Origin of the sequence: Ruminococcus sp. XPD3002 (assembly GCA_900119535.1) — a bacterium.
GTDB lineage: Bacteria > Bacillota > Clostridia > Oscillospirales > Ruminococcaceae > Ruminococcus > Ruminococcus flavefaciens_H.
This window is the reverse complement of record FPJT01000006.1, coordinates 1-16,852: the sequence shown is the minus strand read 5'-3', so window position 1 is coordinate 16,852 and position 16,852 is coordinate 1. Positions and strand designations below refer to the sequence as shown.

7 protein-coding genes are annotated in these 16,852 nt (G+C 42.0%); 3 read left to right on the top strand and 4 right to left on the bottom strand.

Annotation, left to right across the window (positions count from 1 at the left end; translation table 11 throughout):
• Nucleotides 1-38: 38 nt before the first annotated feature.
• Together BT127_RS06620 and BT127_RS06615 are read right to left on the bottom strand one after the other, a co-directional pair.
• Entirely contained in the window at nt 39-6,368 is a 6,330-nt protein-coding gene (locus BT127_RS06620; protein ID WP_075424245.1) for a leucine-rich repeat protein, read from the bottom strand.
• Nucleotides 6,369-6,605: 237 nt separating this feature from the next.
• Nucleotides 6,606-8,288 (bottom strand): SulP family inorganic anion transporter, encoded by a 1,683-nt coding sequence (locus BT127_RS06615; protein WP_075424244.1) that lies wholly within the window; start codon nt 8,286-8,288, stop codon nt 6,606-6,608.
• A gap of 367 nt (nt 8,289-8,655) precedes the next feature.
• Between BT127_RS06615 and BT127_RS06610 the strand changes: the two genes are divergently transcribed.
• Together BT127_RS06610 and BT127_RS06605 are read left to right on the top strand one after the other, a co-directional pair.
• Nucleotides 8,656-11,628: a CotH kinase family protein gene (locus tag BT127_RS06610; protein WP_075424243.1), complete on the top strand. Its 2,973-nt coding sequence runs from the start codon at nt 8,656-8,658 to the stop codon at nt 11,626-11,628.
• Between the two features lie 247 nt (nt 11,629-11,875).
• The gene (locus BT127_RS06605; protein WP_075424242.1) at nt 11,876-13,879 is read left to right on the top strand and encodes a class I tRNA ligase family protein; all 2,004 of its coding nucleotides are present in this window, start codon (nt 11,876-11,878) and stop codon (nt 13,877-13,879) included.
• A 56-nt stretch (nt 13,880-13,935) separates the two neighbouring features.
• Here the strand turns inward: BT127_RS06605 and BT127_RS06600 are convergent, their stop codons facing one another.
• Both BT127_RS06600 and aroC read right to left on the bottom strand, forming a co-directional pair.
• Entirely contained in the window at nt 13,936-14,964 is a 1,029-nt protein-coding gene (locus BT127_RS06600; RefSeq protein WP_075424241.1) for a 3-deoxy-7-phosphoheptulonate synthase, read from the bottom strand.
• Nucleotides 14,965-14,967: 3 nt separating this feature from the next.
• Nucleotides 14,968-16,077 carry a chorismate synthase gene (gene aroC, locus BT127_RS06595; RefSeq protein WP_075424240.1) on the bottom strand — a complete coding sequence of 370 codons (1,110 nt, stop codon included), beginning with the start codon at nt 16,075-16,077 and terminating at the stop codon, nt 14,968-14,970.
• A gap of 166 nt (nt 16,078-16,243) precedes the next feature.
• On the opposite strand from aroC, the gene BT127_RS06590 reads away from it, so the two are divergent.
• The gene (locus tag BT127_RS06590) at nt 16,244-16,735 is read left to right on the top strand and encodes a GNAT family N-acetyltransferase (RefSeq protein WP_075424239.1); all 492 of its coding nucleotides are present in this window, start codon (nt 16,244-16,246) and stop codon (nt 16,733-16,735) included.
• Nucleotides 16,736-16,852 lie beyond the last annotated feature (117 nt).

Genomic DNA, 16,852 nt, shown 5'->3' with positions numbered 1-16,852 from the left:
GGTGGGATTTTTGTATTGATGATCGTATTACAAACACGTTACTTCTTAAGGAAGTCCTCAAACGAGTCCTTTCCTCCTGTAGACAGGTAGGAATAGTAAACAAGTATCTGTGAAGCATCTCCAGCGTTTATAGCACCATCTCCGTCTATGTCAGCAACTCTCAGCTGTTCGGAACTGAGATAATCGGGAACTCCGCCTGTGGAATAGATAGAGTAAGCCTTAAGAACTTCAGAGGCATCCGATGCATCTACTTTACCATCTGCATTGACGTCACCGAGCATCAGTTTATTCTCAGGTGTATTCGGTGCAGCTGCAGTTGTAGTCGGAGGTGTTGTACCGCCGTTTCCACTTGAACCATTGCCTGTAACTATAACAGATACAGTAGTCTGCGTTCCTTCCGAACCGGCTGCTGTTGTATCTGAACTCTTGTTTGTAGTGACACTTCCATTATTGTTTGTACCATTGTTCGCAGTCGAACCACCATTTGAAGTTGTATTGACAGAAGGCACACCATTGGTTCCGCTTGATGCATTCTGAACAGAAGCCGTTGTCTGAACGTTTTCGGTTTTCACGGAACCGCTGTTTGATGTCGTTCCGACTGCCGAAGTTCCTGTATCAGAAACAGGCGTTGTACCGGTATTATCCGATACATCTGTGGACTTTGGTGAATTTACAGTCGTTACAGTACCGGAACCGGGCATTGTACCCGCATTATCGGATGTACCTGTAGAATATGGTACATTTGCAGTTGTTACGGTATTATTAGCTGCGGAAGTCGTAGAAACAGAAGTTGTTTCAGTAGTTACCGGTGTAGGAGGTTCAACGTAGTTGAATACTACCTTGTCGCTCGCTTCGTTTTCAGACTCAGTAGAAACAGCTTCCCACTGTTCCTTAGTGCCTGTAAAGTTGATAGTACGATCAATACCGTAACCGTTGAAGAATGAAGTCTCATCAAGACTGTAATCCGTCGATCTGATAGTTATAGTATCAAGACTTGATGAATTATAGAACGCATTTGTTCCTATTTCCTTTACGGATTCGGGGATAACAACATTGTTCAGCTTGTTATGTGAATTGAATGCGTTATTTCCTATCCTTGTTATCTCTTCGGGGAATTCTACCGACTTGATAGAGTCAGAAACTTCATTCCACGGCTGTTTCTTGTCCTCAAAATCGTACATATCGCCTGAGCCGTAAATAGTGAGTTTGCCCGTATCCTTATCGAAGGAATATGCAAGATCATCGCCGCAGTATCCGTCCACAGCAACGAAATCGATACCGTTATCCTTGGCATACTTTTCACTTGCTGAACCCTTTGTACCAATTATGGTGAAGTCCTCTTTTTTCTCAAGGTCACTGTCAAAACCTATGGACTTGTCCTCAATATCCTTAAGTGAAGGCTTTGTAATGATATAATTCGTTTTATCGGTACCTGCAAAGCTATTCTTGCCTACAGATGCAACGTCACCGGTAATTTTTACATGCTCCGCTTCTTTGAAATCTACGAAAGCGTTATCGGGAACTTTATCAAAATCTCCTGATACTATGATATTCTTAGTATCACCGCTGTGCTCGCTCCAGGGATATTTGCCTTCATCCTGCTTGTCAATAGTATCTTCACCAAAAACTTCGAGAGTTTTCTCCTTCGGATCATATACCCAGTAGGACTTTTCTCCGCTGCTTCCGGCATCTGAACCAACCTTGATATCCTTCAGTTTCTTGGTAGTATCGTAAAGGTCGGATGTAACTTCATCCCATTGTTCCTGAGTTCCTGTGTAGTAAACGGCAACGCCGTCTGCCGCATACATCCAGCCGAAATCAGCCTTTGTAAGAGTTTCGGGAACAACTACCTTTTCGATGGAGTCGTCATTGTTGAATGAACCGAATCCGAGATTTGTAAGCTTATCCGGAAGAACTACATTTCTGAGATTTTTGCAGTCTGAAAATGCCTTTTCACCGATAGTATAAGTATCGGAATTGAAGAAAACATTTTCAAGTGCAGGAAGATCCTCAAATACTCTGTCACCGATCTTGTAAATACTGCCGTCAACGATAATAGTCTTTACCTTCTCGGGATCAGCACCGCTCTCCTTGATCCAGTCCCTGTCATTAAGGTCTGTATAGTTCGGGATATTGCCCTTGCCTGATACATGGAGAGTACCGCTTTCCTTATCATAGGTATAAGTTATGCTGTTTGTATCTTCCTTCTCGAATGAATATGGATTTACTTTATAAACGATAGGCTTTGTATTATCCGTTACATACCACATAACGGTACCGTCCGAAGCAACGAATGGCTGGCAATCAGAGAGTCTCAGCTCGGTCTTTTCTGGCTGTGTAAGGAGAACTCCGTTCTGATCTGTAATGACCATACTTGTAGTTGTGTTTTTCTTCTTTGTATCATATTCTTCCCACATAATAAGGAACTGATTATTGTTAAGCTTGACCATCTGCGGAGTACGGACCTGTATACCGCTTCCTTCAGGATATGACGTAAGCCATTCTGTCTCCGCATGAGTAAGTGTATTATCAGTAACCGTAAGGAATATGTTGCTCTGAGTATTCTCGTCAACTTCCTTTAGAGTCTGATCTATACTGGTTCCTGCAAGAAGAGTAGTTGAATCAGATACAGCAAAACCGCCTATTGTAGCACCTGTGTAGTTATCTCCCCATACAGGGTGATCGGGCACAGTTATATCAAACACGTTCATTTTACGGTTGTTGGTCATAGAGAATGTGTTCTTCGGGAAGCGCTGAACAAGCATCGCACGGGGATTATAGTCACCGTGATCGGCAAGATATATATACTCGCCATCATAGTCGATAAATCCATTGAAGCTGTGTGAGGAACGTGTATAGAAAGAAGCATTGTATATACGTTCCAGAGTCTCTTTATTGAACACGAGAATGATATTTTCCTGATGTCCCTGATAAACAGTGTGTGCGGTGGTTATGTAGAGGTACTTATCCGACTCGGACATACGTGCAACACCATTGGAGAAGTCAAGGTGTGAAACCGAGCTTTCGCCCATATTGTCGACTTTAACTGCCACACGGTTAGTAAAATCGCTGTCATATCTGACAAGACGATAAACTTCAAGCTCGTCATCCTTTTCCATATTATTCTGACCGAATAAGAAATAATGGCAGCCGTCCTGACCATGATAATAACCAAGGAAGTGAGCAAGCTCCGAGTCTATTGTTTTGGTGGACTGAAGCTTCATGTCCTTGTCGTAGCTTTCAATATATATGGTTTCATTCTTTACGTTTTCGATCCTGAGGAATGAACCATCCTGATTCTGTGTAAGGAAGGAATTAACGTACTTCGTGCAGAAGGTAGTATATTCGTTATAGTTATTTGCAGAGGCATTATTGAAATAGTTTTTGCCGTCAAGAGTAAGTGTATCAGCCTTATCAGCGGAATGAAGCTTATTCTTGTCCGATGACGAAATTATGAATGAGTATGAAATGCTTTCATCATACTTGGACTGGACAGTTATCTTAGCTTCACCCTCGCCGAAAGCAGTCAATACGCCCTTATTGGAGACCTGTATTACCTCGGGACTGCTGCTAACCCATACAAATTCCGAAGCAATAAGGGGATCAATATCCACTTCAAGCGGATAAGCCTCGCCCACTATTACGGACTCGGGAATATTTACGATAGTAAGCTTATCAGATAATGATGTCTTGTCCAGATCTATAAATGTAATATCATCCTTTATACCGGAATTCTCTCTGAACGTATCCCAGCCCTTGCGTGAAAGGTGAGCGTATATCTCAGTACCGTAAGCGTCCATGAATGTGCGGTTATTGCCGTTTGCGTCTCCGAGTATCTCAGGTGCATCTCCTTCAAAGAACATTTTAGTAAGGGACTGCGCTCCCATAAATGCATTTCTGCCGATCGTTTTCAGCGTAGAAGGCAGTCTGAAGGACTCAATGACCTTATTGTCACGAAAAGCCTGTGAACCGATGGATTCAAGCGAAGAGGGGAGTGTTACTTTTTCAAGTGAACGTGCATTCTGAAGGAAAGAGTTGCCTATCCTTGTTATATCATCGCTGAATACCACTTCCTTTATCTCCGAAGCATAGCCTTCACCGTTCCATGGAGCTTTGTTCTTACCATTATCGTAGTCAAATGTTGCGCCATGGCCAAATACAGTTAGAACGCCTGTAGACTCATCAAAGGAGTAAACGATGTTTTCGCCGCATGAGTTTCCTGACTTAGTTGATATCACTCTTATACCGTTAGCGTCAGCGTACTCTTTAGCAGAAGTTCCGTCGAAAGTAATTATAGCAAGGTCACTGTTGACGCGGCTTTCCGAACTGTAACCGAAAGCTTTTTCGTTTATTACAGTATCTGCAGGCTCGAAATAAACTTCCTTGAGGTTATCACACTCAAAGAAAGCATGGTCACCGATAGTTTTTACTGCAAGCGGAATTTTTACATACGATAACGAGTCACAGTTATCGAAAGCGTGAGAGCCAATTGTTTCAAGAGTATCGGGGAAATCAGCAGTTTTCAGTTTGGCGCATTTTGCAAAAGCATTGTCTCCGATAGTTTTAATAGCAGGGGAGAAGGTAACTTTTTCAAGTGCGGTACATCCTGAGAAAGCTTCATCATCGATAGAAACTACCGCATCATTCATAGTAACTGATTTTAAGGCAGTAAAACCGGCAAATGCTTTATTTCCGATGTTTTCGATTTTATCCGTAAAGATGACCGATTCAGCAGTATCAGCATATTTAGCCCATGGATAACTTTCCGATGAAGGCATTTCTCCGCTGCCCTGAATAATTATCTGTTTCTCATCAAGAGAATAAACCCAGAAGATATTATCTGAGTACTTTCCTCCGTCTACATTATAGACCATAACCGCATCATCAAGATAACCGTTATTTATGGTCTTATCCACCTTGTTCCAAGCAGCTTCATCTCCCTTAAAGAGTATAGTCAAATCTTTTTCGGGAACTTCAACGAAAAAGGCAGCCGAACCGATAGTTTTCAGCTTATTACCGATAACACAGGTCTCAAGTGAGGTGCAGCCTGAGAAAGCAGAACTGCCTATTTCAGTAAGTTCATCAGGAAGGAAAAGGGATTCAACTGAGCTTATACCGGAAAAAGCATCACTGCCGATCGTTTCGATAGTATCTCCGAGGATAATTTCCGTTACAGCAGATGCACCATTGAATGCATTATTGCCTACAGATGTAACGCCGTCACTTATCGTTATCTTCTTTACAGATGCTAAAACGTCATTCCATGGACGATCTTCCAATTTACTGAAATCGTCCATTTTTCCTGCTCCGAAAACATTGATCTCATTGCTGTCCTTATTGTATGAGTAAGCCATGGAAGGACCGCATGTACCGCTTACAGCCTGATATTTTATTCCGCTTGCTTTTACAGCAGTTTCAGCTTTAGTACCCGGCTTGCAGTAAACCGTGAGAGCGTCCCCGCTGAACGCATCCTTACTTATCTCGGATATATTATCGGGAAGAACTACTTCTTCAAGCGAATCACAGCCAATAAACGCATTTTTACCGATAGATGTAACACCGCTCATAGCAACAGAAGAAAGATTTTTTAATCCCGAAAAAGCATTATTACCGATCCGATCGATATTCTTGTCGATTTCCACAGACTTTACCGTATCCGCAAGCTCTGCCCAGGGCGCTTCACCTTCAGCGTAATCAGCAATACTACCCGAACCGTTTATTTTCAGAGTTCCTGAACCGTTATCAAAAGACCACTGTACAGTAGTACCTGCAGAACCAGCATTAACATCAAACTGTATCTCAGGCTGCTGTGGACCAATGAACTGCCCACCTTTATCGACAGCATCCCACTGTTCCTCTGAACCTGTATATATCAGCTTCTCAATACCTGTATTAAGGAATGCACCATCTGCTATCTGTTCAACAGAAGAGGGGATAGTAACACTCTTAAGCGCATAGCAGTACTGGAAGGTACAGAAACGTATGGATTTAAGTGTTGAAGGAAGAACAAGGTTCTTAAGGTTCTCACATCCTTCAAAAGCCTTTGCACCGATGTCGGTTACGCCTTCATCTATAATAAGGGTTTCGATATCTTCCTTTACACTGTCCCAGGGCGCTTTCTCTTCATCGTAATTATAGATCCATACTGCACCTTTGATCTCGGCAGAAGCATCTTTAAGTGAAACTCTTGCAACACCGTTTTCAAGTGTCAGTTTTACATACTTTCCGCAGTTGAACTCAGCTGCTGCTTTACCTGCTGAATCCTCCGCATGCGAGATAGATATAGTATTGTCATATACAGAAAAAGGGGACGCAGAACACACTAATGAAAGTGCGATAAGTCCTGCTGTAATACGTTTCAGATTCATGTACAAGACCTCCTCATATAACAGAAAATGTAATTAAAGTTATAAAAATTACTATCTGTATATTATATGCAAACAATAAAACTAAATATAATATACAGATTTATACATCTTAATTATAGCAAATGATGTTAAAATTGTCAATAACCGCCAGTATATTATTTTTATACTTCAGCTTATTTACAGATCATAATATACAAAAAGTAAAAAGTCGGACATGATGCCCGACTTTTAAGTTCTTTAGGAAGCTTTGATTGAAGCTTCAATTTGCTCTGCTCTTGCAAGTGCACTGTCAATATGATCGCAGAAATTCTCTTTTCCGATCTTTTCTATGAAACCTGCTTTTTCCATTGCGTGCATCGGCTGTTCGTTTACATGGGAGAATATAACTTTTACATTATGCTTTTCGCATCTCTTTACTATTCTGTTGAGAGCTTCAACACCTGTTGCATCAATAGCAGGCACATTTCTCATACGTATACAAAGTACATCGATATTTTTGTCATCAAGTACGTACTTATATTTATCTGATGCCGCAAAGAACATCGGTCCGTTTATTTCGTATACTCGAGTATTCGGCGGTATCTTTTTAAGAAGGATATTATCGGGATCGGTTTCCTCATCATCAATATCCACCCAAGCGTGTGCTTCTGTAACATCTGCCATTCTCTTCATGAAGAGAAGTGCTGCAAGAACGAGTCCAACACCAATAGCTACAACAAGATCGAATACAACTGTAAGGATAAGCGTTACAAAGAGAACAGCAATATCGCTCTTAGGCGCAGTTTTAATAGTGTTGCGAATATTTCTCCAGCCGCACATATTATATGCTACCATAAAGAGTATAGCGGCAATTGTAGGCATCGGTATAAGTGAAGCCTTGTCCATAAGAAGACATAATATAATAAGTACAACAACGGAATGTACCATACCTGCGATAGGAGTACGTCCACCGTTCTTTACGTTAGCGGCAGTTCTTGCAATAGCACCTGTAGCAGGGATGCCTCCGAACAGCGCAGAACCTATATTAGCCGCACCCTGAGCAACAAGCTCCATATTTGAACGGTGCTTTGAACCGATCATACCGTCCGCAACAACACATGAGAGAAGTGACTCCACTGCTGCGAGAATAGCTATGGTGAATGCGTTAGGCAGAAGAGCCTTTACTCTCGCAAAACTTACGGAAGGAACTGTGAAAGGCGGAAGTCCTGCTGAAACTGTATAAAGCTTTCCTATAGTGTTAACGTCCAGCTTAAGCAGTCCGACCATAAGTGAACCAACGATTACAGCGATAAGTGAAGCAGGAATCTTTTCCAGTTTTTTCGGCCAGAATATAAGTATACCGAGCGATACTATTCCGACCAAAAACGCCTGTGGATTGAATGTTCCGAGTGAAAGGAATATCTCCTTTATCTTGTCAACAGTTTCAATGGGCGAACTGCTGAAAGTAAGTCCGAGAAAGTCCTTTATCTGTCCCACAAGAATTGTAACAGCGATTCCGAAGGTAAAACCGGTTGTTATGGTACCTGGTATATATTTAATAAGTGCACCAAAACGGCAGAAGCCCATAATGAGCATGATTATTCCTGCCATAATAGTTGACAGCACCAGTCCGTCCATGCCCTCTGAAGCAACTATACCTGCAACAATAGTAGCAAATGCAGCAGTAGGTCCTGCGATCTGTACACGGCTTCCTCCAAGGAATGAAACGATAAATCCCGCAACTATCGCAGTATAAAGTCCTTGTTCAGGATTAACTCCCGATGCAAGTGCAAGTGCGATAGACAAGGGAAGCGCTATGATTGCAACGATAATACCCGATATTATGTCCTTGATAAACTGCTCCTTAGAGTAGTTTTTGATGACCGAGAACAGCTTGGGTTTAAGCTTTTGTTCGGTCGGTTTTTTTACTTGTTCTTCCATACTATCTCCTCATTCATAAAAATTCAGCATTTCTAATTATACTACCCTGAATCGACGAATTCAAGCTTTTTTCCCTATTTTCTGCAAATTAGGCGTTTTTCATACTTTATCTCCACTTCATTTAGTTTATATCTGTAAATACAAATAATGGATTTTTATCGTTGAAATATCCTTTCCTTAAAATTATCTTAATTTAGTCTTAAGGCAATTATTGGTTTTATGACCAATTTTTGCTGAATAATTGCAGTTTCATTGACAAAAAATCGTTCACATATTATAATAATAATCAGAAAAAGAAATAAATCGCTCCGTTCAAAGGGGAATTGGATGAAAAATATGAGATTCTTTGAATTAAGGAGGACATGACATGAAAAAGTTCAGTAAGAAAACAATTTCAGGTATACTTTGCATGGGACTTTTACTCGGTATAGTTCCATCAGTACCTACAGCATCAGCTGCAGACGGCGTTACTATCAATGAGGTCTGTGCCAAAAACACAACATATGCTGCTCCCGGCGGCGGTTATTATGACTGGATAGAGCTGTATAACGGTTCAGGCAACAATGTTGATATCAGCGGCTGGGGATTTTCCGATAAGGAAGGGGAGCCATTCCGCTTCACATTCCCACAGGGAACATCTATCGGTGCAGGTGAGAAGCTTGTGGTTTTCTGCGATGCTGATGCAGGAGCTGCCAATAACAGCATAATCCCATTCGGACTTTCTACAAGCGGCGAAACTCTGACTCTTACCGATGTATCAGGCAACGTAGCATCGCAGATAACATTCGGTGACATGGCTAAGGACACTTCCTACGGTCAGTATCCTGACGGCAGCGGCGAGATGTACGTTCTCAGCTGTACTCCCGGTGCTGCAAATGCTGCTCCCGAGGGTTCAAACGCAGTAAGGACGCCTTCTTTCTCTGCTGAAAGCGGCTTCTATGACAGCGGCTTTGATCTTACTATCGATGTGCCGGAAGGAACTACCGTTTACTACACAACAGACGGAAGTGATCCTACAACAGAGTCAGATAAGTACACAGGTTCTATCAATATCAAGGATATGACAAGTGAACCTAACAAGTACAGTGCAAGAACAGATATTTCTGCTTATACAGATATACTTGCTCCTGACGAGGGCGTACTCAAAGCAGCTGTTATCCGCGCTATAGCAGTAGACGGACAGGGCAGAAAGAGCAGCATCATCACCAAAACTTATTTCGTAGGTTCAGCAAATGTGGACCGCTACAGAAATATGAAAGTTATTTCACTCGTTACAGATCCTTATAACCTTTTCGACTATGAAAAAGGTATATACGTAACAGGTAAAGTATACGAAGAAAGCGGCGGCGGTATGAACTGGGGAATGCCCGGACAGCAGCAGCCTGGCCAACAGCCAGGGCAGTGGAATATGCCTGCTGAATGGGGACAGCCTGCAGCAGGTGACAATCAGCAGCAGGGGCAGCAGCCAGGTCAGATGAACTGGAATATGAACGGCCAGGACGGTAATTTCAACTTTGGAAACCAGGGCTTCAATTTTGGTGACTTCGGTGTAGCAGGCGGTAACGGCGGATTCGGAATGAATATGGGCGATTTCGCATTCATGTCTCAGGCTAACTACAACCAGAAGGGCGCAGAGTGGGAGCGTCCCGCAAATATTGAGATCTTCGACAACGGTACAAGCGTTGTTTCACAGGATGTCGGCATAAGAACAAAGGGTGCCGCTTCACGTGCATGGGCTCAGAAGAGCTTCAATATATTCGCTCGCGCAGATTACGGCAAAGGTGAAGTTGAATACGATCTCTTTGAAGGAAAATCAACTAAAGAAAAGAATAATAAGGTTATCGATAAGTTCGACGGTTTCACCATCAGAAACGGCGGAAACGATAATATGGCAGGCTTCTTCCGTGACTCTGTAAACCAGTCACTCGTTACTGACAGAGATATGGCTACACAGGCAACAAGTGAGTGTATTCTCTTTATCGACGGTGAGTTTTGGGGCATATATCAGCTCATGGAGAAGTATAACACAGACTACTTCAAGTCACATTACGGCATCAAGAAAAATGATGTTGCTTATATAAAGAATAACTCACTTGAAGACGGTTCAGATCAGGATCTCAATGACTGGAATTCACTTCTCAACGATATCTCAAGAAACGATATGAGTGTTGATGCTAACTACAGAAGTGTCTGCGAAAGACTCGATATCCAGAGCTATATTGATTACTTTGCAGCTCAGATATACTGGGCAAATCACGACTGGCCAAGCAATAACACAGGTGTATGGCGTGCAAATTCAGTGGATCCTGAAAATCCTTATGCAGACGGTAAATGGCGTATGGTTCTGTTTGATACAGAGTACAGTTCTAACCTCGCTGATAAGGTCAATGAAACAGGCCCTACCTTCAACAGCTTCAATCAGGTAAGCGGCGGAGGCGGCTTCGGATTCGGAATGGGCGGCGGCTCACTCAGCGGTTCATTCTCAGCTCTCATGAAGAATGAAGAATTCAAGAAGCAGTTTGAACTCAGCTTCATGGATATGGCAAACTATAACTTTGATACCAATAAGACCAAGAAAGCTATAGATTACTATAAGACAAACTACAAGCAGCAGATACTTGATACTTATAAGCGTTTCCCATCATCAAAGAATGTCCACAATGAGCAGACATTCGAGGAAGATTATCAGCTTCTTGAAACATTCTACAATACAAGATACAGTAACATTACAAGCATGCTCAAGACAAGCTTCGGCTTAACAGGGGAGTTAGGCAAGGTAACTGTAAACAATGATCCTGATAAGGGAAGCATTAAATTTAATACATTAAACTTAACAGAGGAGTCAACATGGAGCGGTAATTATTACGCAGATTATGATGTAACTGCTGTAGCTGTTCCAAAGGAAGGCGTCAGCTTCTCACACTGGGAAGTTAACGGTGCACAGCTCACTTCAGGCAGCACAACTTCACCTGAGATCTCATTCAAGCCTTCAGGCAATGTTCAGATAACTGCTGTTTACAGCGGTCAGGCAGTTCAGCCACAGCCAACAGAACCAGCTACTCAGCCTCCAACAACACCTCAGCCGGCACCAACTACAGCACCGGCACAGACTCCAAGCAATGGTGTGATCGGTGATGCAACTCTTGACGGTGATGTTACATTAGCAGACGCACTTGCTGTATTACAGTATGTAGCTAATGGAAACAAGTACAAGTTAGAAGGTCAGGCAGCAGATAACGCTGACTGCTGTAACCGCGGCGACGGTATAACAGCTAAGGATGCACTTGCAATACAGATGCTTGATGCTAAAACAATAACTTCATTACCGTACACAGAATAATCGTTAAGCAATAATAATGGTCCGTTTTCCTTATGGGAGAACGGATCATATTTGCTTTATTCGTACATATTATTCCATACTAATAATTGCACCAAATAAAAGTTTGGTGCAATTATTATAACCTTTGAACATGAATAAGCATTATTATAGTCCAGTCATTACTTTTTTTATAATACAAAGCTATTGAATTATAAGAAAAAATATGCTATAATAAGAGAAGTTTTTAAATATGAAAGGACAATATCTTATGGCAAAAGATCGAAATAATAATTTTGAGATTCCAAGACCTGTATTTCCTAAACGTGCTATAGTTACAGGCGGAATGCCTTACGGAAATAAGGAACTTCATTTCGGACACGTCGGCGGTATGCTCGTATTCGCTGATACATATGCACGTTTTCTTCGTGACAGGATCGGTAAAGAAAACGTTATATTCGTAAGCGGTACCGACTGCTATGGTTCACCTATAGCTGAAAGCTGGAGAGTTAAATCAAATAACGGAGAATTCAACGGTTCACTTACTGACTTTGTTTCAAGCAATCATGAAAAGCAGAAGAAAACTCTCGATGCTTACGGTATATCGCCAAACCTCTTTGGAGCTTCAGGAATCGGCCGTTCTAAGGAGATACACGCAGAGGTTACTGACTGGTTTATAAGCTCACTTTATAAAAAAGGTCAGCTGAACCGCATAACTACCATGCAGTTCTTTGATGAAAAAGCCGGTGTATTCCTTAACGGACGTCAGGTCATCGGTAAATGCCCGGTTGAAGGCTGTACTTCTGAAAAAGGTTATGCAGATGAATGTGACCTTGGTCATCAGTATATGCCGGAAAATCTGCTGAACCCTGTTAGTACGCTTACTGGTGAAACTCCTACAATGAAACCTGTTACCAACTGGTACTTCAAGCTCAGAGACTACGAGGAGCTTATGAAGGAATGGGTAGCTGAAATGCAGAAGCGCAAGGACGTGAGACCTGTTGTATGGAAAACTATCTCAGAGTTCCTTAAACCGCCTGTTATATATGTAAAACGTGAATTTGAGGAAAAGTATCTCTCATTAAAGTCAAGTCTGCCTGAGCATAATTATCTTGAAGAGCCTAAAAAGCCTTCATTCACTATAGAGTTCTCAAAGCTTTCAGACTGTGATGAAGCTTGTAAAGTTCTTACTGAGAACGGCATCCGTTACAGAACAGGTAAGACACTCGTTCCCTTCCGCCTTACAGGAAATATAGAATGGGGCGTTCCTGCACCTGTACTCGAAGGTGCTGAAGGTCTTACTGTCTGGGTTTGGCCTGAATCCTTATGGGCTCCTATCTCTTTTACAGAGACATATCTTGAACAGATAGGTCACTCTCGTGATGAGTGGAAGGACTACTGGTGCAGTAAGGATTCTACTGTTTATCAGTTCATCGGACAGGATAATATCTATTTCTACGGTATTGCAGAGCCTGCTATGTGGATGGCTCAGCAGGAATCTGATACAAAGTCATCAACTCCGGCTGAAGGCGAACTTCAGATGCCTGTTATAGTTGCAAATCATCACATTTTATTCTTGGACAAAAAGGCTTCAAGTTCGGGCGCTATAAAGCCTCCTATGGCTGATGATCTTCTGAATTATTACACTCCTGAACAGCTCCGCATGCACTGGCTCGGACTCGGACTGGGTCAGCGTTCGGTAAGCTTTATGCCTAAGCCATTCAATCCTGATGCTGCTCCTGATGATGCAGATCCCGTAGTTAAGGACGGTCTTCTTCTTTCAAATGTATATAACCGAATGATTCGTACCGCTTTCTATACAACTCAGAAGCTATTCGACGGCGTAATGCCTTCTGCTGCACCAGAAGAGAACTTTGTAGCAGATGCTAAAAAAGCAGTCCTTGAATATGAAAGATACATGGCTAAATTTGCTTTCCATCAGTGCACATACGTTCTTGACAGCTATATAAGAAACGGAAGCAAATACATGTCCCGTGCTTTAAAGGAGGATCAGTCCCCTGCTGAGGCTGAACAAGCATTGGCTAACCTGTTTTATATGATAAGGATCGCAGGTGTACTTCTTCACCCAATGGCTCCTTTTGGTACAGAAAAGCTTCGTGAATACCTTGATGTTGATGAACGCATCTGGTCATGGGATACTATCCTTGAACCTCTTACATTCTTTACAGGAAAGGATCATAAGCTCAAATTCCTGCCTCCAAGAACTGATTTCTTCACAAGACATGAAAGCCAGTTCGCACAGAGTGAAGAATAAAATATGATATAACTAAAATAACCGTTCTTAGTTTTAAGAACGGTTATTTTTTATATTTACAGTTGTTCAGCTATCTCGAGTACGAGTTTTTCTGATTTTTCCCAGCCCAGGCAAGGATCTGTAATTGATTTTCCGTAGATATTTTCGCCTATTTTCTGAGAACCATCCTCAATATAGCTTTCGATCATGAGGCCTTTAACAAGCTTCTTGATATCATCGCTGTGACGCATACTATGGAGTATCTCCTTGGCAATTCTTATCTGTTCCATATACTTCTTACCGGAGTTTGAATGGTTAGTATCTACGATAAGAGCAGGATTTTCCAGATTCTTTTCACTGTAAATCTGTGCGAGATTAATGAGATCTTCATAGTGGTAATTCGGGAAGGACTGTCCCCTGTCGTTGACATATCCCCTGAGTATAGCATGTGCATACGGATTACCGTCGCTCTTGACTTCACAGCCCCTGTAGATGAAAGCGTGACGGTGCTGTGCAGCTGTTATTGAGTTCATCATAACAGAGATATCTCCGCCTGTAGGGTTCTTCATTCCGACAGGGATAGATACACCGCTTGAAACAAGACGATGCTGCTGATTCTCAACTGATCTCGCTCCTATAGCAATGTACGCAAGAACATCATCAAGATAGCTGTAATTCTCGGGGTAAAGCATCTCGTCAGCTGCACTGAATCCGGTTTCGGAAAGCGCTCTGATATGAAGACTTCTGACTGCGATGATACCACTCTTAAGGTCAGGCATTGCGGAAGGATTAGGCTGGTGGAGCATTCCCTTGTAGCCGTCACCTGTTGTTCTTGGTTTACCTGTATAGATCCTTGGTATCATAAGGATCTTGTCCTTGACTTTTTCCTGTAATTCTCTGAGTCTTAAAATATAATCAAGTACACTGTCCTCATTATCAGCTGAACAAGGACCTATGATAAGGAGAAATTTATCCGAGTCTCCTCTGAAAACAGCTTTTACCTCTTCATCTCTTTTTGTCTTTATTGCAGCGAGTTCTGCTGAAAGAGGATATTCTGCCTTTATATCATTAGGATGTGGAAGTTCTCTTACTATATTCATGGACATGGTTCATTCTCCTTTGATATCTTTGTTAATCCAGTCTGTTCCGAAACGAAGTGCCAGCTGGTCTGCAAGAATTAATGCTGTAATACTGTCAACTACCACACGTGCTCTATGTATAATTGCCGGATCATGACGTCCCTGTATTTGTAATGTCGTATTTTTCATTGTATTAAGGTCAACTGTTTCCTGAGGTTTGTATATTGAAGGAGTAGGCTTGACTCCGATACGGAATACAAGCGGCATTCCGTTTGATATGCCTCCGAGTATACCTCCGCAGTGATTTGTTGCTGTGTATACATTTCCGTCCTTATCTGAGCGGAAATCATCGTTGACCTTACTTGCGCGGCTTTCTGATAGCTCAAAGCCATCACCGAACTCAACTGCCTTGACAGCCGGAATACTGAACAGTCCGTGAGAAAGCACTCCTTCAAGAGTATCGAACCACGGTTCTCCCACACCTGCCGGAAATCCAATTACAGCAGTTTCAAGACGTCCTCCGACGCTGTCGCCTTCAGCCTTTGCCGCAAGTATTGCTTCATTCATAAGCGGCTTTTTGTCATCATCAAGAACCGCAAAATCAAGTTCACTCAGCTTATCTATATCCGCATCGTAATCTATAAAATGTCTGTCCTTAACGCCGCCGCATGAAAGGATATGCGTTCCTATTTTAATACCATGTTCTGCAAGTGCTGATATTGCAATAGCACCTGCTGCAACTATTCCAGCTGTGATACGTCCGGAAAAATGGCCGCCTCCGCGAAAATCCTGGAATCCGTGATACTTCATCTGTGCGGTATAGTCAGCGTGTCCCGGCCTTGCTTTATAGGCAAGCTCACCGTAATCCTTGCTGCGTGTATCCTGATTCTCTATTATGAGCGTTATCGGAGTTCCTGTTGTTCTGCCGTTAAAAACTCCGCTTACTATGTTTACCTTGTCTTCTTCATGACGAGCTGTGGATATTGCTCCTACAGAACGTCTTTTTGCCATCTGTCTGCTTATAAATTCTTCATCAACAGCTATACCAGGGGCAATGCCGTCCAGTACAGCGCCGATCATTTTACCGTGGCTCTCTCCGAAAATGGTCACGGAAACACTTGAACCAAAGGTATTTTTCAAGATGATCAACTCCTAAACCTTTATCAATAACCTTACATATTCTACCATATTAGTGTGTTTTTGTCAATAATAAAGAAGGAAGTGTTAGCTTATATTACCACTAAAATATTGACTGTATAATCATATTATAGTATAATAAGTAATATTTTTAAAGGAGGAAAATATTATGGAAATCAGATATATCAATTCAGAAGACGATCTGTCGGAAATCAGTAATATCTATGAGGAAAGCTGGAAATATGCCTATAAAGGCATTATCCCGAAGGAATACCTTGACAGTATCCCAAAAGGCCGCTGGGCAGACAGGATCAATAAAAACGGTATGAAAAACCTTGTAATGACCGAAAACGGAAAGCTTATCGGTACGGCAGGATTCTGCAGATCAAGATGGGATAAATTCAAGGAGTACGGTGAGATTGTTTCTATTTATTTCCTTCCCGAGTATATTGGAAAAGGTTACGGAAAGCACTTGCTAAAAAAGTGTACTGAAGAACTCAAAAAACAAAGATTCACATCTATACTCTTATGGGTGCTTGAAGATAACATCAGCGCAAGACATTTTTATGAGAAGAATGGCTTCATATGTACAAGCGAACACCTTGATGATAATATCGGCGGAAAAGAATTAAGAGAAGTTATGTACATATCAGCAGTGTAAAAACAGTAAAACCCGAAAACGGCGAGTCCATCCCAAATCTTGTGTAAACCTCCAAAGTAGTGTATAATGGAAGCAGCACTACTTTGGAGGTAATATTATGGCACGGAGAAAAAGAGG